Annotated in this window: 24 protein-coding genes; 17 read left to right on the forward strand and 7 right to left on the reverse strand. The window is 40.7% G+C overall.

Going from position 1 to position 24,095, the window contains the following annotated elements:
- The first annotated feature begins 65 nt into the window (after nt 1-65).
- The 7 genes from ugpC to DOT_RS05120 all read left to right on the forward strand — a co-directional run bounded on the left by ugpC (nt 66) and on the right by DOT_RS05120 (nt 7,422).
- The gene (gene ugpC, locus DOT_RS05090; RefSeq protein ID WP_009615166.1) at nt 66-1,181 is read left to right on the forward strand and encodes a sn-glycerol-3-phosphate ABC transporter ATP-binding protein UgpC; all 1,116 of its coding nucleotides are present in this window, start codon (nt 66-68) and stop codon (nt 1,179-1,181) included.
- 45 nt (nt 1,182-1,226) lie between these two features.
- Nucleotides 1,227-2,603: an extracellular solute-binding protein gene (locus tag DOT_RS05095; protein WP_009615167.1), complete on the forward strand. Its 1,377-nt coding sequence runs from the start codon at nt 1,227-1,229 to the stop codon at nt 2,601-2,603.
- Between the two features lie 509 nt (nt 2,604-3,112).
- Nucleotides 3,113-4,645 (forward strand): spore germination protein, encoded by a 1,533-nt coding sequence (locus DOT_RS05100; protein WP_009615171.1) that lies wholly within the window; start codon nt 3,113-3,115, stop codon nt 4,643-4,645.
- A 15-nt stretch (nt 4,646-4,660) separates the two neighbouring features.
- A complete protein-coding gene (locus DOT_RS05105) occupies nt 4,661-5,809 on the forward strand; it encodes a Ger(x)C family spore germination protein (protein ID WP_242833773.1) in 1,149 nt (382 codons plus the stop codon).
- 3 nt (nt 5,810-5,812) lie between these two features.
- Nucleotides 5,813-6,022 (forward strand): hypothetical protein, encoded by a 210-nt coding sequence (locus DOT_RS05110; RefSeq protein WP_009615175.1) that lies wholly within the window; start codon nt 5,813-5,815, stop codon nt 6,020-6,022.
- Between the two features lie 7 nt (nt 6,023-6,029).
- Nucleotides 6,030-7,133: an endospore germination permease gene (locus DOT_RS05115; protein ID WP_009615177.1), complete on the forward strand. Its 1,104-nt coding sequence runs from the start codon at nt 6,030-6,032 to the stop codon at nt 7,131-7,133.
- A 100-nt stretch (nt 7,134-7,233) separates the two neighbouring features.
- Nucleotides 7,234-7,422, forward strand: coding sequence for a hypothetical protein (locus DOT_RS05120; protein ID WP_009615179.1), 189 nt, complete (start codon nt 7,234-7,236; stop codon nt 7,420-7,422).
- Between the two features lie 129 nt (nt 7,423-7,551).
- Here the strand turns inward: DOT_RS05120 and DOT_RS28395 are convergent, their stop codons facing one another.
- A complete protein-coding gene (locus DOT_RS28395; RefSeq protein ID WP_083823962.1) occupies nt 7,552-7,815 on the reverse strand; it encodes a LysR family transcriptional regulator in 264 nt (87 codons plus the stop codon).
- A gap of 82 nt (nt 7,816-7,897) precedes the next feature.
- On the opposite strand from DOT_RS28395, the gene DOT_RS05125 reads away from it, so the two are divergent.
- The 3 genes from DOT_RS05125 to DOT_RS05135 all read left to right on the forward strand — a co-directional run bounded on the left by DOT_RS05125 (nt 7,898) and on the right by DOT_RS05135 (nt 10,882).
- A complete protein-coding gene (locus DOT_RS05125; protein ID WP_009615183.1) occupies nt 7,898-8,512 on the forward strand; it encodes a TetR/AcrR family transcriptional regulator in 615 nt (204 codons plus the stop codon).
- 424 nt (nt 8,513-8,936) lie between these two features.
- Entirely contained in the window at nt 8,937-9,854 is a 918-nt protein-coding gene (locus DOT_RS05130) for a ketopantoate reductase family protein (RefSeq protein ID WP_009615186.1), read from the forward strand.
- A 56-nt stretch (nt 9,855-9,910) separates the two neighbouring features.
- Nucleotides 9,911-10,882, forward strand: coding sequence for a hypothetical protein (locus DOT_RS05135; RefSeq protein WP_009615188.1), 972 nt, complete (start codon nt 9,911-9,913; stop codon nt 10,880-10,882).
- 309 nt (nt 10,883-11,191) lie between these two features.
- On the opposite strand, the gene DOT_RS05140 is transcribed toward DOT_RS05135, so the two are convergent.
- Complete coding sequence (locus DOT_RS05140; protein WP_009615192.1) at nt 11,192-12,433, reverse strand: helix-turn-helix domain-containing protein; 1,242 nt, start codon at nt 12,431-12,433, stop codon at nt 11,192-11,194.
- A 244-nt stretch (nt 12,434-12,677) separates the two neighbouring features.
- Between DOT_RS05140 and DOT_RS05145 the strand changes: the two genes are divergently transcribed.
- From DOT_RS05145 to DOT_RS05155, 3 genes are read left to right on the forward strand one after another with little or no spacing between them, the layout of a single operon-like run.
- Nucleotides 12,678-13,481 (forward strand): methyltetrahydrofolate cobalamin methyltransferase, encoded by an 804-nt coding sequence (locus DOT_RS05145; protein ID WP_009615195.1) that lies wholly within the window; start codon nt 12,678-12,680, stop codon nt 13,479-13,481.
- Between the two features lie 30 nt (nt 13,482-13,511).
- Nucleotides 13,512-14,144, forward strand: a complete 633-nt coding sequence (locus tag DOT_RS05150; protein WP_009615197.1) for a corrinoid protein — start codon at nt 13,512-13,514, stop codon at nt 14,142-14,144.
- 54 nt (nt 14,145-14,198) lie between these two features.
- Nucleotides 14,199-15,170 carry a uroporphyrinogen decarboxylase family protein gene (locus tag DOT_RS05155; protein WP_009615199.1) on the forward strand — a complete coding sequence of 324 codons (972 nt, stop codon included), beginning with the start codon at nt 14,199-14,201 and terminating at the stop codon, nt 15,168-15,170.
- Between the two features lie 520 nt (nt 15,171-15,690).
- Here the strand turns inward: DOT_RS05155 and DOT_RS28400 are convergent.
- Nucleotides 15,691-15,870 (reverse strand): transposase, encoded by a 180-nt coding sequence (locus DOT_RS28400; RefSeq protein WP_009615201.1) that lies wholly within the window; start codon nt 15,868-15,870, stop codon nt 15,691-15,693.
- A 112-nt stretch (nt 15,871-15,982) separates the two neighbouring features.
- Here DOT_RS28400 and DOT_RS05160 point away from each other — a divergent pair, with 112 nt between their 5' ends.
- Nucleotides 15,983-16,411, forward strand: coding sequence for an OsmC family protein (locus DOT_RS05160; RefSeq protein WP_009615203.1), 429 nt, complete (start codon nt 15,983-15,985; stop codon nt 16,409-16,411).
- 116 nt (nt 16,412-16,527) lie between these two features.
- Nucleotides 16,528-16,965, forward strand: coding sequence for a hypothetical protein (locus tag DOT_RS05165; RefSeq protein ID WP_040411302.1), 438 nt, complete (start codon nt 16,528-16,530; stop codon nt 16,963-16,965).
- A 423-nt stretch (nt 16,966-17,388) separates the two neighbouring features.
- Here the strand turns inward: DOT_RS05165 and DOT_RS05170 are convergent, their stop codons facing one another.
- Nucleotides 17,389-19,506, reverse strand: a complete 2,118-nt coding sequence (locus DOT_RS05170) for a beta-propeller domain-containing protein (RefSeq protein WP_009615207.1) — start codon at nt 19,504-19,506, stop codon at nt 17,389-17,391.
- A 78-nt stretch (nt 19,507-19,584) separates the two neighbouring features.
- On the opposite strand from DOT_RS05170, the gene DOT_RS30970 reads away from it, so the two are divergent.
- On the forward strand, nt 19,585-19,809 hold the full coding sequence (locus DOT_RS30970) for a hypothetical protein (RefSeq protein WP_192807799.1): 225 nt from the start codon (nt 19,585-19,587) through the stop codon (nt 19,807-19,809).
- A 502-nt stretch (nt 19,810-20,311) separates the two neighbouring features.
- Here the strand turns inward: DOT_RS30970 and DOT_RS05180 are convergent.
- The 3 genes from DOT_RS05180 to DOT_RS05190 are packed head-to-tail and all read right to left on the reverse strand — an operon-like array spanning nt 20,312 to nt 23,528.
- On the reverse strand, nt 20,312-21,856 hold the full coding sequence (locus DOT_RS05180; protein WP_009615216.1) for a DHA2 family efflux MFS transporter permease subunit: 1,545 nt from the start codon (nt 21,854-21,856) through the stop codon (nt 20,312-20,314).
- A 14-nt stretch (nt 21,857-21,870) separates the two neighbouring features.
- Nucleotides 21,871-22,524, reverse strand: coding sequence for an efflux RND transporter periplasmic adaptor subunit (locus DOT_RS05185; RefSeq protein WP_009615218.1), 654 nt, complete (start codon nt 22,522-22,524; stop codon nt 21,871-21,873).
- Nucleotides 22,525-22,550: 26 nt separating this feature from the next.
- Complete coding sequence (locus DOT_RS05190) at nt 22,551-23,528, reverse strand: efflux RND transporter periplasmic adaptor subunit (RefSeq protein ID WP_009615220.1); 978 nt, start codon at nt 23,526-23,528, stop codon at nt 22,551-22,553.
- A 282-nt stretch (nt 23,529-23,810) separates the two neighbouring features.
- On the opposite strand from DOT_RS05190, the gene DOT_RS05195 reads away from it, so the two are divergent.
- Nucleotides 23,811-24,095: TetR/AcrR family transcriptional regulator (locus tag DOT_RS05195; protein WP_009615224.1), on the forward strand; the 285-nt coding region annotated here is incomplete at its 3' end.

Consider the following 24,095-nt stretch of genomic DNA (forward strand, 5'->3'; position numbering starts at 1 on the left):
AATGTCCCCAATAATAGGAATGTCCTCAATTAATGGAAATATCTCCAACGTATAGGAGGGAACGAATGGCGAGTTTACATCTGAAAAATCTATCTAAGACCTACCCCGGTAAGGTTACGGCAGTCAGGGATTTCTCTCTGGAAATAAAGGATCAGGAATTCTTAATCCTGGTAGGTCCCTCCGGCTGTGGCAAAACAACCGTTTTAAGGATGATTGCCGGGCTGGAGGAAATTTCAGCCGGTGAATTATATATTGATGACCGGCTGGTTAATGACGTGGCTGCCAAGGACCGGGATATCGCCATGGTTTTTCAAAATTATGCTCTTTATCCCCATCTATCGGTCTATGACAATATGGCTTTTGGACTTAAGTTGAGAAAGATACCCAAGGCTGAAATCAGGAGAAATGTGCAGGAAGCGGCCAGGATTCTGGCCCTTGAAGATCTTCTGAAACGCAAGCCTAAGGAACTTTCCGGTGGGCAAAGGCAAAGGGTGGCCCTGGGACGGGCTATTGTCAGGAAACCTGAGGTTTTCCTGATGGATGAGCCTTTGTCCAATCTGGATGCCCAGTTGAGAACCCAGATGAGAATAGAAATTGCCAGGCTCCATAGAAATCTCCAGACAACCTTTGTTTATGTAACCCATGATCAAACCGAAGCCATGACCATGGGCACCAGAATCGTGGTGATGAAGGATGGCCTGATCCAGCAAATTGACAGCCCGCAAGCCATCTATGACCACCCGGTCAATATGTTTGTGGCCGGTTTTCTCGGCAGCCCGGGGATGAACTTTCTGGAAGTTTTAATTATCGAGGAAAAGGGCTGTATTTTTGCCAAACTGGCCGACGCCCTCCTGCCTGTTCCCGCTGCCGAAGGACAAACGTTAAAAGAGCAGGGGTATCTGGACCGGAAATTGGTTCTGGGGATAAGAGCGGAGCATCTATGCGGCGGCAGAGATTTTTTGGACCGCCATCCCGAGTGTGCTTTGCGCGGGAGGCTGGAGTTTAGCGAATTGAGAGGGGCTGAAACTTACCATTATGTAAGGATAGCCGGCAGGGAGGTGGTTGTCAGGGTGAGCCCGGAGTTGCGCGTCGAAACCGGGCAGGAAGTCAGGGTGGGTTTTAATATGTCCAAGGCCCATTTTTTCGATCAGGAAAGTGGAGTGAACGTCAGTAGTCAGTAGACATGTCTCCGGAATTCTGAATACTTAAAGAGAAGGGGTGTTTTGATGATCAAAAAGAAATGCGGAGTTGTCCTAAGCTTGGTTCTAGTCCTCAGCCTGGGGGTATTTACCGCCGGCTGCGGTACTCAGGCTGCCGGGGAAGCTAATAATCCTAATTCCCTGACCATTGCGGTGGTGACCAAAGATATGTACCTGGATACGGCAGTAAAAAAGTTTGAGGAACTTCATCCCGGTGTCAGTGTGGAAGTGAAAGAATACACCTCCAGTACTTCGGAAAAAGGGGAAGGTGTCAGGGCGGCAGATCCCGGCGATCTTGAAAAATATATCACGACTATGAATACTCAGCTCATGTCCGGGCAGGGCAGCGATATAATTTTATTAAACAATCTGCCCTATCAGACCTATGCGGATAAGAATCTTTTAGTTGACTTGAGCGGGCTGATGCAGTCGGATCAAAGCTTCGACAGAGGCAAATACTACCAAAATATTTTCAAGGCGTTAGAATATAAAAATAAACTATATGGCCTGCCGGTTAATATCAGTATCGATATGATTGCCGCCGATAGAACCTTACTGGCTAAGTCCCAGGTGCCAATCGACGATAGCAACTGGGATTGGAACGATTTTGTCAAGACGGCGGAAAAGGTCATTAACGACAACCAAAATGGGGGAACCCAGGAGATGTATGCCTTGGCCGGGATGGATGAAAAAAGACTGATTGCGACTCTGGTTAAAGAAAACTATGCCAGCCTGGTCAATCCGGAGAAGAAAACAGCCAATTTTACCGGCAAGGAATTTCATGATTTACTTTCCTTAAGTAAATATCTGATTGACCACAAACTGGTTAATACGGATACAGCCCAGACCAACATTACGGATATGGCCTCCCGGGGTAAACTCGTTTTTAATTTCACATCTCTTCAAGGGTTTTGGGACCTGCAAGTGGCCAAGGCGATTTTCAGCGAGGGTGTTCAGCTTTTAAAGCCCCCCGGAAACGTGTTCTTTTCCACGGACACCATGTATGGGATCAGCAGTAAATCAGCCAATCAAAAACTGGCCTGGGAATTTTTAAAATTTATGGTCTCTGATGATATGATGACTCAGGGAGGAATGCCGATTAATAAGAGTGTGCTTCCCCAGATAGCCCAGAATTTCACCCAGGCTATACAAAAAAGGGGTGGAAAAATGATGATAAAGGACGACGGCATTCCAGCTCAATCGATAACACTGCAACCCCCCACCCAGGAGGATGTCAATTATATGGAAAACCTGCTGAGTCAAGCGAAGGTCTACATCGGAACGGACCAGAAGATTATTTCGATTGTTCAGGAGGAAACCGCGGCCTTCTTTACAGGACAGAAGACAGCGGAGGCAACTGCCCAATTGATTCAGGACAGGGTGAGCACTTACTTAAATGAATAATAGCAAAAGGTTTTAAGAGACCTTGAAAAACCAATGTGGTAGAAAGAGCACCGAATGGTTCGGTGCTCTTAATTATAATGCAATAAAGCAATTTATGGAACTAATTCTATAGCTCAAACAGCTCGCGCAGGCAATCCCTGCGGACGTGTAAGATTCGGTGTATATAATGGTATTGGCAATTATTCTATAAAAAACAAGGTATGACTGAACAACTATAAATCGATATCCACGATTAACAAGGGTATATTCTTCGTGTCGTGAAGAGTCATAGAAACTTAATGGATGTTGTAGTTTATGATGCCCTGCCTGTAATTCTATATGGATTTACCACTCAAGTTCCCGTGGACGAGTGGTTCACGGGAGTTCTTTTCTGGGGGGGGGCTTACTTATAAGACCAGATGGCTCTCTACCGGTGCTTGTTCATTTTATCGGAGACGCGGCTTATGTATAAAGGAATCTATAGTCTCACATAATAAGGTGTCTAATACATATTAGGAAGTGTTGAATTTATGTTCTTCCGCAAGAAAGATGAGAAGAAAACGAACAGTGAATCGCTGCTCACTGACCGCTCGAAATTAACCAATTCTGTTGATGCAAACATCAAATTATTTAAAGACATCTTTATAAATGATGATACTTTCGTTGTCAGGAAGTTTCAAAATAAGTATTTAAAAACTGCGGCCTGCTGTGTTGTATACCTTGACGGCATGGCAGATACCGAAGCGATCAATGAGAATATTATTCAGCCTATATTAGGCGGGAATTTAAAGGAAGAGATTTCTGACGGCAACCTGCTGGAAGAATTACAGTATAAAGTGATAGCTTCCAGCGATGTCCAAGAATCCGCCAATATTAACGATATGGTCGGTTCTGCAATTAATGGAGATACTGTCTTACTGGTGGAGGGTTATACAAAAGCTCTAATTATAAGTACCAAAGGATGGCAGACCAGGCCGATCGATGAACCGCTGGCCGAAAGGGTCGTGCGCGGACCGAGAGAAGGCTTCGTAGAGTCTTTAATCATCAACCTGTCCTTAATCAGGCGTAAAATAAAAAATCCGAATTTGAAGTTTCAATATAAAGAATTAGGACTGACCACAATGACAAAAATTTGCGTTTGCTATATTGAAGGTTTGGCCTCCGAAAAAGTTCTCAAGGAATTGGTTCGCCGGCTGGATAATATTGAAATCGATGGAATTTTGGATTCCGGCTATATACAGGAACTAATCAAGGATGCTCCCTCGTCGCCTTTGGAAACAGTAGCTTCCACGGAAAGACCGGATAATGTCGCCGGGAAACTACTGGAAGGAAGGATTGCCGTTGTAGTTGATGGAAGTCCGTTTGTTCTTACGCTGCCGTTTTTGTTTGTTGAATATTTTCACGCTGATGAAGATTATTATAATGACTCCCTCTATGCATCCGTAAGCAGGCTATTCAGAATGGTCGGGGCGTTCGTATCAATCCTCTTTCCGGCGATTTATGTATCGCTGGCAACCTTTCACCAGGAGATGATACCGACGCCTCTTCTTTTAAGTATTTCAGCAGCCAGGCATGGCACGCCTTTTCCTACAATCGTAGAAGCTGTGCTAATGGGTTTTTTGTTCGAAATACTGAGAGAAACTGGGACGAGAATGCCTGCGCCAATCGGGCAGACAGTCGTTATTGTGGGGGCATTAATCTTGGGGGGAGCAGCAATAGAAGCAAGGTTTATCAGCGCCCCCGTAGTTATCATCAGTGGGTTAACCGGTATTACGGCGCTCTTAACCGTGAAGTTTAAAAGCTTTCCCATTATTCTCAGGCTAGTATTTTTATTCCTTGCTTTTCTTATGGGCTTGTACGGAATTATCTTCGGTTTAATCGGACTTGTTATTTATCTTATGGAAATACGTTCCTATGGCGTCCCTTATATGTTAGGCACTGGTTCTTTTGATGAGGAAGACATCAATGATACGGTTATAAGAGTACCCTGGCGGCAAATGCCGTTTCACCCCAGGTTCGCGGCAGTGAAGAATCGTGATTCGCATCATAGAAAACAGAGGTAAGCGGCTATGAAATTTATGAGTAAAATTCTATTACTGATGTTAATTTTAGCTAATACCCTGTTTTTATCGGGTTGCTGGAATTACCAGGAGATTGATAGGCTGGTTCTTGTAGCAGGGATAGCCATTGACAAAAGCGAGACCGATGACCAATACCTGTTAACCGTCGAAACCGTCGATATTAAAGGCGGCGGAGAATCAGAAATGAATTCCAATACAATTACCGTAGCTGGGGATACGCTGTTTGACGCTGAAAAAAATATGTCTTCTATTTCCGGGAAAAAATTGTACTTTGCTCATGCCAGGGTTGCTGTTTTAAGCCAGGATGTGGCCAAAGAGGGGGCCGTAAAAGTTATTGATTGGTTAGCCAGAAATGTCGAGCTCAGAGAAGATATTGAAGTACTGGTATCCCAAGCAAGGACGGCCAAAGAAATACTGGAAACCGGGAGCAAGGTGGATCAAATCATTTCCTTTGAACTTGACCGAGTGTTAAAAAATGAAAAAAGGATAGCCAATGCCCCGGAGAAAGAGTTATGGAAATTGATAAGCGATTTAGAAGGAAGTAGTATTTCGGCTGTCCTGCCGGCGGTGTCGCTCAAGGAAGTCAACAGCAGAATATTGCCCTCTGTGATGGGAACCGCTGTATTTAAAAAGGATAAGCTGGTTGGCTTTTTAAATGGTGATGACACGAAGGACTTACTTTTTATTCAAGACAAGGTTAATGGCGGATCACTTGTTCAGAATGGAGGCGGCACAAACAATGGCTCTAAAGTATCCTTGAAAATATTTAAAAATACGACGAAGCTAAAACCTATTGAGAAAGATGGTAATCTGGAAATGGCCATCGATATTAAAACGACGGCTGCCATCGATGAGATTGCAGGCTCTGAAAACTATATCGATGAACCTGGCAGGCTTATGCTGGAGAAAAGTGCCGAAGAGACGTTGAAAAGGAGTATTGAAGATCTGGTAAAAGAAGTACAGACGAAATACAACAGTGATATTTTCGGGTTTGGAGCTAAGGTTAAAGCGGATAGGCCCGGCGTTTGGAAAGAAATCGGAACAATGTGGGAAGATCAATTTAAGAATTTAAAGGTTTCTGTTCACCCGGAAATTACCATCAAAAATAGTGCCGCATTATCTCAACCTATTAAAATTGGAGATTAAACTATGGTTATTTTAGTGATTTTAGCGTACGCCTTGATTATCTATTGGGATCTGATTCCCTTATACAGGGAAAAACTTTGGCGGGAATTTGGCGTCAATCTGGCTCTTACACTATTGACCTTTGCCATCGCCCTCTTAATAAGCGTTGATGTTGCCATACCCAGTCCGATAAATCCAATCAAACGTTTAGTAATTTCAATCTTGGGGAAGTAGGTTAGTTATGAATAAGGAAATGATTACTTCTAAACAGGGGGTTTACCTATTAACCTTGTTTATGATAGGAAGCAATCTGTTTATGGGATTGGCTCCATCTGCCAAAAGTGATGCCTGGATTGCCGCTCTTGTGGGAACGTTGATGGCCGTGCCCATAATTTTTATCTACTCCAGGCTGCTCTCGCTTTTTAAAGGAATGGATATATTCGATATTCTTAATGTGGTATTCGGGAATGTTTTAGGAAAAATAGTAGCCCTGGCGTATATTTGGTATCCTTTGCACTTAGGAGCTATGGTCATAAGAGATCTTGGCGAATTCTTAAACACTGTGGCCATGCCGGAGACACCCATGCTTTTGCCCATGCTGTTCATGGGGTTTTTATCCATATGGGCGGTCATGGCGGGAGTGGAGATTCTGGGACGCTGCAGCAAAATTTTCTTCCCCATCGTGGTCATCATTATGTTTATAACGACCTTGCTTGTCATTCCTTATTTGAATTTTGCCAATCTCAAACCGGTAATGTATAACGGGATTGGGCCTGTTTTAAACAGCGCGTTTGATATCTTTTCATTTCCTCTGGCTGAAACGGTGCTTTTTATGGCTGTTTTTTCTGCCTTGAAGACCGATAAGTCAATTTACCGAGTTTATTATTCGGGGCTGCTCATCTTCGCAGCCATCGGCGTCCTTCTTACCCTAAGAAATATCATTGTTTTAGGCGGTGATCTTATTGGTGGGGTTAATTTTCCCCTCTATGTTGAGGTAAGCCGGATAAGTATTGGTGAATTTATCCAGAGAATTGAGGTTTCGGTTGCTACGACATTTGTAATTACCGACTTTATAAAAGTGAGTGTCTGTTTGTATGTTACCTGTATTGGAATCAGCAAATTATTCGGGTTAAAAAGTTACAGGTCAATTGTTGTTCAAACAGGTCTATTAATGGTTTTATTGGCCTATATCATGTATGAAAATGTTATGGACATGGTCTATTTTGCTTTCGAGATATATGCGTATTATGCCCTGCCCTTTCAAGTGATTTTACCGGTAATAATCCTTGTTATTGCTGAAATAAGAATAAGAACGGGTCACTTGCCGGCAGGAAAGAGAGTCTGAGCTTTTTTAATGGTCTGGGAAACTCATAGATAAGCATAGAAATATGGAATGCATTCGATAGAAAAAAGAAATAAGGATTGCCCTGGCGGGGGTGGCGGTAATGGCGGTGCTTTTTATCTGGATTTCGAGCATTTTGCATAACAGGAATCTGCCGGGGGATAGGGTCGCCGCTATGATGGGCGCTGGGGAACGGCCTGCGTGTGTATCCGGGGCGGTGGCGGAGTGGGAGGTGAACTCTATGTTTCCACCCGGGGGAAACAGTAAAAATCCATTGGCAAAAGGACGGTAAGGCCCTCCCGGAAAGCTTAGGCCCTTATCACGAAGAAGGGACAAAAATTCGTTTTACTTTAGGCAAACTGCCCATCCATTCAAACTGGTCGCGCCTGGGGCGAATCGGCCAGCTGGCTAACAGGGACGGCTACCATAAATCAGGAATCCGGCAATACCGATAAGAAGCATTTTGATCAGCCTGCCACTTCTCAGCTACCGATATAAATGCCTTGTCTTGATTTGTAAGCTCAATTGTACGTACCCCTCTTTTGCGCTCTATTAAAGAGTATCCCAACTCACTCTCTAAGGTGTGGATACGGCGGCTGAGTGCGGGTTGCGTCACGTACAGATACTTAGCTGCAGCTGTAATACTGCCTGTTTTTATCACTGCTAGGAATGCTTCTATGATAATAGCACTTAATGTTTACGATGTAAACATTTTATTATCTTGTGGTATAATATATTTATGTTTGTTGAGAGGAAGTAGGGATCGAGTGTCAAATGAAAATTATCATCATGAAAATTTAAAGGCTGAATTGATTAAAAAAGGTTTAAAGCTTCTAGATGAAGAAGGGTATGAAAAATTTTCGTTACGCAAAGTGGCAAAAGCCTGCAGCGTAAGCCACACCGCACCCTATAGGCATTTTGAAAGTAAAGACGATCTGATTATGGCGATTGCTATCGAAGCCCACCATAAATTCAACCAATGCCTTGAAGAAGCCGTTAATAAATATCCGAACGACAATAAAAGTCAGCTTAAAGAAATGGGTTATTCCTATGTTAAGTTCTTTATTGAAAATCCGGAATACTTGCGGCTGTTTTTCCTAAGTGACTTTGCTGATAATATTAAGAAAATGAATCACGAAGACGAAACATTTATCAATGACGAGCAACCTTTCAATACATTTTATAAGGCGATTGAACGCTGCCAATCAGAGCATCAAAGCAGAGAGGGGGACAGCGTTGATCCCAATGCGTTGGCATTGTCTTGCTGGGGTTTGGTGCATGGTATGGCCATTTTAATCGCTAAAAAGGATTTTTCTTATGCTGGCGATTATCTGGAACTGGTCAGAAAGATTCTTTGGAGCGGAACGTTTCTGAATTTATAGAACGATTGTCCTACACTTTCATAATTCATAGAATGGTTCATGTACAAATATAAGCCAGAACTCTAAAAGTTTTGGCTTATATTTCTTGCATTTTATGGAAGTTGACAGTGGATTCTAATTGATAATAATTCACTTTGATTTTTAGGTAATTGTTACATAACGAAAGCATCCTTAGTTTGCCTAGGATGGCCACAAGGATGCTTTTCTCATCAGTCTTCAATCTCACATATGGATTATGACAGCAAGCAATTTATATATCGGCGCACTTCGTGTAGTTTTTGAAAGATTTGGTGATTGGTGGAAGGGATCAAGTAAGATCTGTCGAAAAAAGAAAGGGATAGGTCAACTGTTGACTAATACCTATAAGAGAAACAGGTTCATTTTTAACCATAAATAGATTATGAAATGGAAGGATTAATGCAATATGGAGATAAAGAAAGTATCTATCATTGGTTTAGGAGCATTAGGAATTTTGTTTAGCCATCATTTGACCAAGAGAATGCCCAAAGGGGATTTAAGGATTATTGCTGACCAAGAAAGAATCCAGAAGTATGAAACTGATTTTGTATATTGTAATGGAGAGCGTTGCGAATTCGATTATCGGAAACCTGAAGAGATAGGAGAACCAGCCGATCTGCTTATTTTTGCTGTAAAGTACGATGGACTGAGCGATGCTATTCAAGCTGTCAAGAATCAGGTAGGGGAACATACCATCATTTTATCCGCCTTGAATGGAATCACGAGCGAATCGATTATTGGTCAGACTTATGGGATGGAAAAAATCCTCTATTGTACAGCACAGGGAATGGATGCCGTTAAAGTTGGGAATCGATTAACCTACGATCATTTGGGGATGCTTGTTTTTGGAGAGCGCGAACCAGGGTTGATTTCACAACGCGTAAAACAGGTTGCTCAATTTTTAGAAAGCGTGGCGGTCCCTTTTGAGGTGGCTACTGATATGAACAAGCGGATCTGGGGGAAATTCATGCTCAATGTAGGTGTGAACCAAACGGTTGCGGTCTACGAGAGCAACTATGGTGAAATTCAAAAAAAGGGTGCGCCGAGAGATACGATGATTGCAGCTATGCGAGAGGTCATGGTTCTGTCCGAAAGGGAAGGCATTAATTTAACAGAGACGGATTTAGATTATTGGCTGAATGTTTTAGATCCCCTAAGTCCAGAAGGTAAGCCCTCCATGCGTCAGGATCTGGAAGCCAAACGTTTGAGTGAGGTGGAATTGTTTTCAGGTACGGTATTGAAGCTGGGAAGAAAATACAATGTGGCAACACCTGTAAATGAAGAGCTATATCGGCAGATTAAAGAAATTGAAGCTCAATACTAATTTCAATTCTCTGCTAGACTGCCCGGAGAGGTTTCTAAGGGAGAGAGTAATGATTTATGTTTATAACTGATGATCCGAAAGGCAAGGTTTATCAAGATTTATTAGATTTTGCTTTCAGTGTATGTGATCAATTCATAGTAGTTATTAGAAAGGATATTAACATAACAAAAGATGCTAGTGCAGTATTAGAAAGTTTAGCTCCTTTCTTGATCGCAAAAAGAGAACAATTTGAATGGCCAGGAACGAGATTAGGTACGGGAAGGGATTACTTTGGGCGGGAAGCAGAGCCAGCAATAGTTTACTATTTTAAAACTGATCATGAAGCCAAAAGAATCCTCTTAGAGGTTTCAAATTCATTGCATTCGTGGATGCAACCGAATTTACCTGAAGATTTGTCATTTATTAAAAATCAAAATCCATGGTTAATTAACTCATCCCATGAAAGCGTTTCATATTTTGAAACAGAGGATAAAGATGAGATTGAAAAGATTATGAATATAGAAGATTTACAAGTAAGAACAGCTAATAGTATTAAAAACAATATTCCTCAGGTTTATACTGATGACAGTCCTAATATGAAATGTATTTTCTGCGAGAAGAAATTTAAAGAAGGAGATACTGTACCTGAAAGTAATGCCTCTGAAATTTACTTTGTTTGCTTGAACTGTATGGATAATGGTTTAACGGTTTGTAATGAAGATGGGAAGATTTTCAATGAACAGTTAGTTAATAAAGATTATTTGATAATCGACAAGATTCAAATATTGAAAATTGAGGAATCAGATTTACTGGAGTATATTACTAACAAATTTATCAATATGGAAGAAGGAGGAGGAGTATGCAGTAAAAAATGCTTTAATTCATTATATATAAATGACTGTATAATGCATCTCCAGACTTATTTAGCCTTGGTTTCTATGGATAAGGAATCTACATCAGATTTAACAAACATGATTAAAGGTTATAAAAACATTGAAAATATATTGATGAATAAAATTAATGAATTGAAAACTTATTTGAGTTATTAAAGCTTTTGGAAAACAACCTTATGGATTATCTTAATCGGTCGTTTAATGAGCTATATTACTGCCATGTGAGGGTAGACAAAAGGGCGCCAAATCAGATTTATAGACTGATTGGGCGCCTTTTGTATAGCCTTACGCAATAGACCTGCTTGGTCGGTAGGTTCTTAGCTTGCCCGTATGCCCGGGAAGACATGACAGAATGCTCCTTGGTGCAGTAGGCGTTGTTTGCCGTTTTATAGCTAATAAAGTGCAAGTCTTGGGCCATAAGGTTAGCGAAGGAATGAAAATGACGTTTTCATCAGAAATTTGATATCAGGGTAAGGCAATTTTGAGAAATTCCAGGATTTTATAGGATAGATAGAGTTGAAATAATACATCACCATCATTTAAATCAATATTTAAAATGCTTTCTATTTTTTCCATTCTATGAAACAAGGTGTTGCGATGGATATTCAATATAGTTGCCGAATCTTTAACATTTTTAAAATTGCAAAGATAAGTATAAAAGCTGCGAGCATAATCCGTCCCGTTTTCTTTATCATGTTCAATGAGTCTTATTAAGGAATGATGAATAAACTTTTTGGATTTTTCGGTATCGGAATAGTTGTTTATCAAATCAAAAATAACGTAGTCTTCATATTTATAAAGATTTTGCTCCTTATTCATGAGATTTCCTAACTTTATTGCCTCAATCGACTCCAGGTAATGTTCTTTTACATCTGCTAATTTTAAAAATGGACGACTGATTCCAGCCTGTAGATTATTGTTATTAATAAATTCTTTTAACGTCTTTAATTCAATCTCTAGAAAATGCCTATCATTTTCACAACTGGCGAGCACGACAACGTTTTGATTATAGACGATCGCTTTCGCGTTAACTAATTTATTTTCAATTTCATCCCTCATGTAAGGCAGGGTTGATTTTGATTTATCTAAATTCTGGATATCGATGTTTATGACAAACAGTTTGCTTTTAAACTTTAAGCCTAAGATTTTGAGGCGTTCAACGATTAATCGTTCATCTTCGAACTTCCCATTAAGCAAATCGTACAAAAAGCTTTGATGCATGAGCACTTGAGAGAAATCAATATATTTAGTTTTTTGCAATTCGATTGAAAAGGCATCACAAAGCAGGGAGACCAATTCTTCATCGCTTTCGTTAAAATCCCGGTTATGGGCGCAAGCCGCCATAAAAGCAACATCTCTGTTGCTGATACGTATCTTCCCGATCAGTCTGCGGTATTTGCAGTAAGGATCGGACCAATAAAAAGGAGCATCATTCTTGGCTATCTCGTTAAACAAACTATTCCTCACATAATAGGAATAGGTCTGAAAGATAAAGTGATTATTTTTTTTAAGCTCATTCCAGACAGGGTCATCGGTTACCTTGGTTTCACCGGTTGAAGCAAGAACTTTTACACTATAGTCAGTTATTGTATAAGGGTTGCCCAGAATTTCATATCCAAGATCGACTAGGGCTTGCAGGCCAGACTCTTTGCTGAGGGTTTTGACTAACCTCAAAGAAAATTGAGGAAGAAGCGAATTAGGTTCCATAAAGACCTCCTTGTCCAAGACAGAGTGCACCGTATACTGTTTACACCGTGTATTTTGTAAGATTGACCAAAGGTAGTATTCCGAAAAAATCGAATATTCATATATACAACTATACAACTATTCTGAATAGAAAGGGGATTTAATTTATTTATTTGTATTTTAGCATGAAACACGCTGGATGATACGTTATCGATTTCCAAAAATGACTCCGAGTTTACAAATTCAAATGGGGGTTGAATGGTATATGATAATCATTGGTGAAAAAATCAATGGAGCAATTCCTTCCGTAGCAAAGGCAATTGCTGCAAAGGATGCAGACTTTATTCGAAATCTTGCTAAAGCTCAATCAGAGGCAGGAGCTGCCTTCATTGATGTGTGTGCCTCAGTTGAAGATAGCATTGAACTGGAAACCATAAAGTGGCTTATTGACCTGGTGCAGGAGGTTACAGATACCCCCATTGCCATTGACAGTCCTAATGTACGTGTCTGTGCAGAGGCTATTAAATTCTGTAATAAGCCCGGTCTTATCAATTCGGTCTCCTTGGAAAGAGGCAAGATTGAGGTCATATTTCCTTTGATCGCTGATACTAAGTGGGAATGTGCCGCCCTCTTATGCGATGACACAGGAATTCCCCAGAATTCAGAAAAACGTCTGGAAGTTTTTGCTGGAATTATGAAAAAGGCCAAAGAAAGTAACATTGATCCGTCTCGCTTGCATATTGATCCCTTAGTCCAAATGCTCTGTACCTCGGAAGATGGTATTAACACGGTTGCACAGGTAATCAAAGAAATCAAAACTCAGTATCCGCAAATTCATGTAACAGGAGGAGCAAGCAATATTTCCTTTAACCTTCCTACCAGAAAACTCGTCAATCAAGCATTTATCGTCCTGGCGATGAACTCCGGGATGGACAGTGCGATCATCGACCCGTTAAACAGAGATATGATGGGCATGATCTATGCCACTGAAGCGCTCTTAGGACAGGACGAATACTGCATGGAATACATTGGAGCCTACCGGGAAGATAAATTCGGTCCCAAAAAATAATATGATCAAAATCACAGGGAGGAATTACAAATGACAAAGATTGAAGAAGTAAAAGCAAAGCTAGAGGCAGGAAAAGCTAAACTCGTTCCAGGTTTGGTACAGGAAGCACTTGATGAAGGAAACGCAGTGGGAGATATTCTCCAGGCTATGACCGACTCGATGGGTGTCGTCGGTGACAAATTCTCCGCAGGAGAAATTTTCGTTCCTGAAATGCTGATGGCCGCAAAAGCTATGTCTAAGGGTGTCGAAGTAATTAAGCCTCTTCTTACAAGTACTAGTACATCTTCTTTGGGCACCTGCGTTATCGGTACAGTTCAAGGCGATCTTCATGACATCGGTAAAAACCTTGTTACCATGATGCTCGAAAGTGCCGGATTTAACATGATTGACCTTGGCGTAGACGTTTCAACAGAGAAATTTATTAAGGCCATCAAAGAAAATGAAAACGTAACCTTAGTGGCCTGCTCAGGTCTTCTTACGACAACAATGTCGGCAATGAAGGAAACCGTTCAAGCGCTCAAAAGCAGTGGATTAACAGGGTTTAAGGTCATCGTCGGCGGTGCGCCAGTAACCCAAGCGATGGCAGATGAAATCGGAGCGGACGGCTTTGCACCTGATGCCGGGAGCGCCACAGTAAAAGCCAAAGAATTGGTCAAGGCATAATCCCTAGGGGTCTGAATGTGTAAAGCAAGGAGTTAATAGAAGGAGGCCATAATGATGTTAACGAAGCGACAGAATTTAATGGAAACCATTAAAGGTGGAAATCCGGATCGATTTGTCAATCAGTATGAATTTATGGAGCTTATTATGGAAGCTCCAATGGATCTGCCCTTAGCACCGGGACCTGGGATGACAGTTAAGAATAAATGGGGCATTACCTTCAGTTGGCCGGAAGGCCAAATCGGTTCTTTCCCAGTTCATGACGATGAACATAAAGTTGTCAAGGACATTACAAAGTGGAAAGACGTTGTCAAAGCGCCATCGGTTTACTATACCGATGAAGAATGGGCAGCTGCTGTAGCACATGCCAACTCAGTTGATCGAACGGACAAATTTGTAACAGCTTTTTGTGCCCCTGGTATCTTTGAAATGACGCATCACCTGATGGGTGTTGAAGATGCCTTAATGAATTTGTACGAAGAACCTGAAGCCATGAAGGAACTTATTGATTACGTTGTTGAATATGAGTTGGCCTATGCTCAACAAGTGATTGAGCATCTTCATCCTGATGCACTCTTTCATCACGACGACTGGGGTAGCCAGATTTCAACCTTGATTTCTCCGGCCATGTTTGAAGAGTTCTTTTTACCGGCTTACAAGAAAGTATATGGTTTCTGGAAGGAAAATGGCGTACAACTGATCGTTCATCATAGCGATAGTTACGCCGCTACCTTCGTTCCATTTATGATCGAAATGGGAATTGATATTTGGCAAGGCGCGATGACAACCAACAATATTCCCGAACTGATCAAAAAATACGGTGGCAAAATCTCCTTCATGGGAGATATCGACAGCGGCGTAGTTGACCATCCTACCTGGTCACGAGAAGAAATTGCTAAATATGTGGCAATAGCCTGCCAACGATGTGGAAAATTATACTTTATTCCTAATTTAAGCCAGGGTTTAAATATTTCTTCATTCCCGGGTGTCTATGAGACAACAAGTGAAGAAATCGACAGAATGAGCTAAGAGATGTTCTGAATTCTTGGTTAGCAATCGTCTTAGTCCCACAATCTTGCCATTATCTCTGATCCAATCAATCAACACGACCGTATGCCCCGTCTGGTTTTTTCTCGAAAAATCGATAAAGTCACCGGGTCTGGACTCTTCAAAATTAGTGAGTCGTATTCTTTTTGAGTTGGGAATTTCTAGATAACATACAATCTTCTGGATATATCGCTAAGGAATCAAACGTTCCAAGGCACAAGGAGGGTACTATTATATTATAAAACGGGTATGAATACGCTGCTTATGCTTCGGCTGAAGCCTATTGGAGGGCTTGCCTCTCAAAGGTAAATACTGATTCAATGAAAAAGACCATTCAGTGAAGTCTCACACCTGAATGGTCTTTTTCCGATCTGATATAGAATGAAGATATGATGGTCTAGTCAAATGGCAAATGTTAATGTAGGATTAAGCTTAATTAAAACAACATGATTCTTGTACAAACAGGTAATCATCACTTTATGCGGGAATACCATAAATATTTTTAAACTACAGCCCTTGCTCCCGCAGGGACTATGCTATTTGGAGAACTACAGCGAAAACTAACTGCCATGCCCTTGGTTCGGGCTTGCTTTCTCCATTGATGCAAAGTAGCCTCAGACAATCCCGTTTCTCTAGCTATTTCACTGACTGCTTGATTCTGTGGTGGCATCATTTTCATCATGATAGTACTTAAATTCTTTACTGTACTTTGTTACTAACATATTTAAAGAGTAAAATAAAGGTAAACCTACCATTAGTGTCTAATAAATAAGGAATAATGGAGGGATTAAAAAATGGGTAATCAATTGGAAGTTTCAGTTGGCTTAACGAATCAGAAGGTTCAATTTACTGGGGTAGCAAGAGCAAATCTAGCAATTATTATTGACTGCCTCCCCCCACTAGGGGATGGACAAGGTTATACGCCGCTTGAATTGCTACTAATAAGTCTAGCCTCGTGTAGTGGAACTACGGTTTTGACGTTGCTTAGAAAGATGAGAAAGAACATCTCTGGGCTTAAGGTTAACGCAAAAGGTATAAGGCGAGAGCAACCCCCAACTTCATTTCAAAAGATTACTCTTGAATTTGTAATAAGTTCTGAGGATGTTCAAAGTTCAGAAGCGGAGAAGGCGATTAAGCTTACCGAAGAAACATACTGTCCTGTATGGACTATGTTGAAGAATAACGTTGAGGTTATTCCAGAATTTCGCATTGTCACTCAATAACGGTTATATTATGAATCATCAAATCATTTACACTACCAATTATCTCGGGTTCGACAGTCTGTAGGCACGAGAAGTGCCTCAAACCCATGTGCTGCAAGGGCTAGAGGCACTTCGTATTGCTTTCCGTTGTAGGATGTACGGAACCAGTCAGTCAAGTTACTAGCCATAGTATTTTAGAACAATACAAGAAAGAAAAACAAGATTCTGTAGCTCAGAATGTTTATTCAGGGCAAGCAAAGATTCTATTGGATTATTTCAACAGGAAGTTCCCGAATTCGGCGGTAACAGATAGGTGTCTGGTAGATGTGGATAATGATGGCTTTGAGGAACTTCTTGTCGCATTAAATACATATAGCGGTATTAACAAAACTCAGGAGGAAGAGGCTAGAAAAAATGGATTTGATATGCGTTACGTTGGAATAATATTTCCAAAAGGAGAGAATCCAACTGAGTCTCTAATAGTATTAGGTAAAACTGTGGAAAAAGGAATGCATTTCGAGAGTTCCGATTTATTTATTGTTGAGACAAAAGAGAAAAAAAAACGGATCAAGTGAAGGTGAAAATGAAAAACCAAAATGGTAAGGAAGATTATTTTACCTTGAAAGTGTCTTTTAATAAAGATGGCACTAGGAATGTTCAATAGTGGGTTGGAACTTAACATAAAAATAAGGGTTTGCGATGCTTAAACGGAAAGTATTTTTGGTCAAGTTGCTTGTGGACGAATTAGTAGAAAAAGCATTGAAAAAATAATCAAGCATTTGATTGGTGAAGGAGAATTTTATTCCATATTTACTCAATTTACTAATTAGAGTAGGTCACATTATTCTTAATGCTAGGAATACAGATGCCGTCCCAATGTAAGGAATAGAGGTGGGGTTCATGAACAGTTTAAAATGGTTGCAAGAATGGTTTGAGGCAAATTGTAATATGGCGATTGGGAACACTATAGGTTACGGGAATTTGCCGATGGAAGTGAATTATAACTTATTTAGAATTAAACTGTTCTTCTCTTGCAGTGAATTAAGATCATTGGCTTTAATCATTTCTGGGGAAAGGGTATAGAGGGTGTCTTTGATGAAAATGATCCGCTCTATGGCCTTAGAGCTGTTCAGATAATACTGACCGGATTTCAAGATGTCATCATTCTTGAGATGGGTTATTTTTCCTTTTAAGGTGAAGCCCTTGACCAGATCAAAATGATAAACATAAGCACCTTGATAGGTAAATTGACCATAGTCAGGGAAGACGTTTTTTGAATTGATTCCACCTGGATCGGCAACTTCCATAAGGGTAACCGGGAAGGATAAAATCCCTCTTTCTTTATCAAACAGCAAGGCCTTATGGTTGCGAAGCACTTCGGAATCTGTTCCACGGTCGCCAATAGTCGTCTTAAACATCTCCACAGGATGAGCAACGTCGGTTACATCAAAGACGGCAAGCTTAAGACCTTGGTAAAAGGCTGTCGATCCCCCAGATTCACCGGGAAGGATGCCTCGACCGGTGTTTTGGCTTACTTCGATGGTCTCTTTGCCGAAGCCAATAATATGATTCTCATCGTAGGGGTGGAGATAATCACTGAAGCCCGGTATTTTCAAAGCCCCCAAAATCGTCGGAGCAGTTGGGTCTTTAAGGTCCAAAACAAAGAAAGGGTCGACACTTTTAAAGGTTACCAAATAGCCGCGATCTCCCATAAATCGAACGGAATAGATTTTCTCGCCGGGCGCAATATCTTCGATCTTACCTGTCAGTTGGAGGCTTTCATCTAGGATATAGACGTTATTTTTAGAGGTAAGCTCATCCGTTCGCCAAATTTGACCGCTAGTTGTAGCAATCCTTAAGCGGTCCTTATCTTCGTCCAGCGCAAACTGATTAAGAATGGTACCCGGTACTTCGCCTTTAGCTTTATAAGTAGTTCCGCCTTGAGCCAGTCCGAATTTATAGAGAGCGGTGGATAGCTTAAACGGACTGGGAATTAATTTTTTAGACGTTATAGCCGGTGACGAGGCAGAAGAGCTATTAGATGCTGGCTGCGCTTCTACTGTCGTTTCAGATAATGACGAGTCCGGCTGCTGGATCTGCTGGTATTGGGTTACCGCCACATAGAGATTGGAGGCAGAAGCATAGACAGCCTGACCTGAACCCAGATAAGCTGCAACCTGCATTTCCTTATCCCTTTGATCCAGATCAAGAGCAGCCATCAACAAATAATTGGCTTCGATTGATTGCGGGAAGTAATGGATGTCTTTATAGCCAATGGTTACAAAATCCCCTCTGCCGGCAGTATCATGATAACTGGGGAGTGGTGGTTCTGCACCTTGTTCCATAATCTGATAAGTGTCCAAATACTTGTTGGCGATTAAATAAAGGTTCGAACCGATTTTACGAGAAGACACATAGTCCCCGTCCAGTTCAATTTCCCGCAGCTTTTTCAGATTGGTTTTATCAGCCACGTCATAGACCATTACCTTGGAGGCAGATCGAGTTAATACTGGAGGATATATTTGAACTTGGGAATCATTCTGAAGCTGAGGTTGAACCTTTAGAGTATCAGGAGACGAAGTTTCCGGATAATAAGCATTGCCTATTAGGACCAGATAATGATTATCCACATAGAGCTCCTGTGGCGTAAATTCTCCCTTTTTAAAGCCTATACGGCTGACTATGTTCATCTGATTGGCAGGATAAGCCTGAGTAACAATGAGCTCCTGATTGTTTAATTGATAGATGTATTGACCATCGTTTTTAATAATGTCGGCTTCATCGACACCCTCTACTTGCAGATTTGTGGTTGAATGATCAGAGCTTCCCGCCATAGCAAAATTGGCTGAAGAGGGTGCTGCTGATGTTGTTGTTTGTGTGGATTTATTGACTGCCCCCAACATTTCGTCACCGGCATAGAGTCTCCCTTGTCCCATCAATGTTCTGGAACTTTGTGATTCCTTCAAGAGATTGCGTAGATTTTCGGCTGTTTCGACTGTGGGTAGACTTTGTTCCTGGGTTAGCGTTACCTCTTTGTCGGTTGCGTTACCTAACTTAGGCAAAGTGACAAGGACAAACACCGTGAGCAAAACCACTAAATACCAAGCTTTCTTCATTTTCAAATCCTCCTCAACACACCAATAACAACTCCAATGAAAAGACGATTTTGGCCACTCCATTTAATAGACGCAGCTGTGGAAGTAAAACTGACGACTTGCCCTTGCCATGCTCCCCCATGGGTAATGGGGCAAGTGGTTGAAAGAATCGGTCAGTTACGTCTAATCCACAGAGCAATTCGTGACCAAAAATCTTTGCCGGTAGATGTTGTTGTCGGTAAATCGGGCAAGTTTGCTAAGCGCAAAGCCACCCCTACCATAGAGCGTACAATCTCGCAGGAGGGAATTGTGCTATATGGATGATGGAATGGAGTCGAGGCTCAGGAATTCAGCGGGTGTATTTTCTAACGAAGATACCCCGCTTTTCTTATGACTTGATTGATGAGCATATCGGGAATTCCGACATCCTCATTGATTTTTGAAAAGGAATATAATCCAGTCTGTCATAACCTATATCGTTGGAAATTTAATGATTTGAAGTCATAGCATAAAAACAAATTTTCGTGTAGACAACAAGGATATTATTTCCAAATATACATTGAAATACGAACAAACGTTTGGTACGATGTGTATAATCTTTAATTAAACCTATCGAATTTGATAGGTTTAATTACTGGCGGTGAGGGCCTGAATGGATAAAGAAACTTCAATCAGACTATTTGAAAATAAAAAAGTCCGCGTCTTGTGGGATGAATAAAGCCATGACAAATTATCACGGCTTGCAATGGGGGGATTTCATGACTTTGCTGGTTGACCTATTTCTGAATGGAGCCGCGGGGAGAAGATAAACAGCTAGTTCCTAAAATTAATTCTTGCCGCCTTCATAATTATTTTTGCTTCTCATAAAAAAAGTAAATATTAAGGCTGCTGCTACTGCTACAACTGTCCCTGTGATAGCATAGGCCATTCCATCAAGAGTCGCTTGACCTTGTATCATTTGCGCTAATTTTGAGAAGGCGGAAGCTTTAGCAGTATCTGGCGCTATACCTGAATGCATAAATAAACTCGTTAGCCTACTTAACATATCATTTGACGCTTTATTATAAACATTTATCTGTTCTGTTAACCTTGCAAAACTATAATCAGTTTTTCCCTGCATGAGGGTAGACATAATAGTTACACTTAGTGAACCGGCAACTTGCCTTATAGTGTTGTTAAGAGCAGATGCTCCCGCAACAAATTCTCTTTTTACAGCGTTCATCCCGGCAGTTGTAATTGGCATAGCAGCCAATCCTAAACCTATGGATCTAATACAAGTAATTAATATTATCGATGATTTACTCGAGTACATATTTACGGCACTTGCCAGTTCATAAGAGCTGATACCTAATATTACAAGCCCAGATATTACAAGTGGTTTTGCCCCGAATTTATCAAATAAACTACCACTTACTGGCATCAAAAATCCCATGACTAAGGCAGAAGGCAACATAATAAGTCCTGTTTCCATAGGAGTATAACCTCTTACATTTTGTAAAAACAGCGGTAATATGTAAGAACCGCCCATAATAGCTAAGGTTAAAATACTATTTATAACTAAACTCATACTAAAATCAAAGGACTTAAAAATTCGCAATTCTAATAAAGGATTGGGATGTGTAAGCTCATTTACGATAAATAAGACAAAGCTTAAAACACCCAGAGTCATTAAAATGGGATTCTCGACCTTTCCCCAATCAATTGAAGAGCCTTCACCAAGCACATATAGTATACTTACCATTCCAATGGTAGAGGAGAGAAATCCTATAATGTCAAAGGACTTAAAGACAATTTTTCTCTTATCTTTCAATAAAATAGCAGCCAGTATCACACCGATTATTCCAATAGGAACATTAATATTAAAAATAAGTCTCCAATCCATTTTTTCAATAATTAATCCACCTAAGGTTGGTCCTATAGTAGGGGCTGCCATAGCTGCTATTCCCCAAAGCCCAAGAGCAAAACCTATCTTTTCTTTAGGAAATATTTGATATATGATGGACATTCCTACCGGCATTATCATACCGCCGCCAAGGGCTTGGAAGATACGAAATGCTATCATTGCTGTACCGCTCCATGCTACCCCGCATAATAATGACCCTAGCGAAAACATTCCCAAAGCGAAAATATATACTTTCTTAGCTCCAAAAATATCCTGAAGATATCCTGTCAGGGGTATAATAGCTCCCAGCGTCAGTGTATAAGCTGTTATTATCCACTTCGCTTTATCCATGGGCATTCCAAAGACTGACATCATCTTAGGAAGAGCAATATTTACTATACTACTGTCTAATACGGACATAAAGGTACCAATGACAACGACAACTAAAGCTAACCAAATATTGGCATATTCATGATTACTTTCTTCCATCACACCTTACCTCTTTACTTAATATGGATTTTAACAACGGCATTAGTCCCAGGAAGTATTTTATTATTAAACTTGTCAAGCTGAATTTTTATCGGTATCCTTTGTACCACTTTTGTAAAAGTACCGCTGGTCGATGCTGAAAAAATTGATAAAGCAGAATTGGTGACTTCTCCAATAGATTTTACTTTTCCGGAAAATTTCTGGGAACCAAATTGATCTATGCTAATATCAACAGGCTGGTCAACTTTTACTTTTTCGACTTTTGTTTCCTCTACATTTGCGGTGACATAGAGCTTCGCAGGATCTGTCAGAGTAAACATTGTCTGACCTGTCATAGCCATTTCCCCTAATGTCCCTTGCTTGGCAACAACCACTCCGTCGATAGGTGATCTGATTAAGGACTGCTCGACACTTGTATCAGGAAGATTGTTCATTTCCAAACGAGCCAGTATCTGATTTTTTTTAACAATGTCTCCCTGATCTACATTAAGTTCCAGAATTTGTCCGGATATCTTTGGTATTACACTGACTAAATCAGAGCTAACTGTTGCATCGTCAGTTGAAACATAATAAGTATTTTCATACCAATAGTAACCACCTATCCCACATAAAGCTATTACTATCAGAACTAAAATTCCAATGATTAGTATTTTGCGCTTATCTCTCATCTCTAAACACCTCTTCCTTCATTTGCTTAACCGATTTCGGCAAACATGCCAGGTTTAATCAATTCATTCGGATCTTCTATAGTAACCTTTATCATGACGTCTCTGCTTTGGTCATTTAATTTAGAGTTGATAACAGCAATCTTTCCTTTAAATTTTTGATCCGGTAATTCTGATATTTTTATTTCTACCTCTAATCCTTCACTGAGCGAGCTAACAACTTCTAAGGGAGCATTGGCATTGACAAATAGATCCTTAGAATTAGCTAAGGACACTAATGTTGCCCCAGGTGAAGCATATTCACCGACATTAATGCTTTTGGCCGTTACCCTGCCATCTATGGGTGCTGTGATTGTTGCATTGCTCAGGGCCGCTTGAGCAACACTTAAAGCTGCTTCAGCCTGATTAACTTGTGCCTGATATACTGCAATACTCGATTGAGTTGGCCCACTTTTTAACATAGTCAGCTGCTGCTGAGCGGATACTAATTGGGCATTTGCTGCTGAAAGCTGCTGTGATGCTGTGTCAAGCTCCATTTGAGAGGAGGCTCCAGCATCTGCCAAGGCTTTAATTCTGTCATAATTTTTCTTCACGGTATCATAAGCTTTTGAGGTATTGTCTAACGCTGCTTGTGCCTCCGTTACCTGTTCCGGCCTTGTAGCATTTAATGTATTATTTAAATTTGCCTTAGCTGTAATTACACCGGCTTCAGCTTGGTCCACAGCAGCTTGTAAGTCTTTATTATCTAAAGTAATCAGCACTTCTCCTTGCTTAACTTCTGTCCCAACATCAACCGCTATTTCAGAAACTTTCCCCGCAATCTTTGAGGTCACATTTGCTTGTTCATTTGCTGCAACTTTTCCACCTAATATAAATTGGGTTTTGGCACTTTGCCGGATATTCTTTGTTGTCGCTTGTTCACTGGTTTTTGCGCTACTATCAGCAGTTGTACTACAACCACTTAACATCATCGCCGCGATCACACAAATCAAAATAGTTTTTCTCATATTAACCCTCCACACATAATTGCCAATATAAGTTACACCGTGCAACTTATATTAAGCATAAGTTACACGGTGTAACTTGTCAATAACTTCTCGCAGTAAATCGGCATTTGTTAATATTGCAACTTTTTCTCCTTTCCCCAAACCACAGCCCCATTTAGATTCAAACATCAGATCTCCTCATCCTGGTCTTGGAAAAAGGGACTGAACTTCGCAACTTCGCAACTTGGCAGTTGACAACTCATCTGGTAACATATAATAGTCAATTAGCAAGGAGGTGCCAAAATGGAATTCGAACGTGCTCGTAACGAAGAGCAAAAAAGCATTCGGCGTGATCAAATCATTGAGGCTGCTCTAAAACTCTATGAAACAGAACCGTTTGAAAAAATCACCCTTGCCTCAATTGCCAATGAGCTAAGTTTCTCAAGAGCGAACCTATATAAATACGTTACCACCAAAGAAGAAATTTTCTTGCGGATTCTAAATTCTGATTTAGAAAAATGGGTCGAACAAGTCTATGAGCGACTTGAAAAATATGACCGTCTAGAGCTTAAAACCTTTTGCCGCTTA

The sequence above is a fragment of the Desulfosporosinus sp. OT genome (assembly GCF_000224515.1).
GTDB lineage: Bacteria > Bacillota > Desulfitobacteriia > Desulfitobacteriales > Desulfitobacteriaceae > Desulfosporosinus.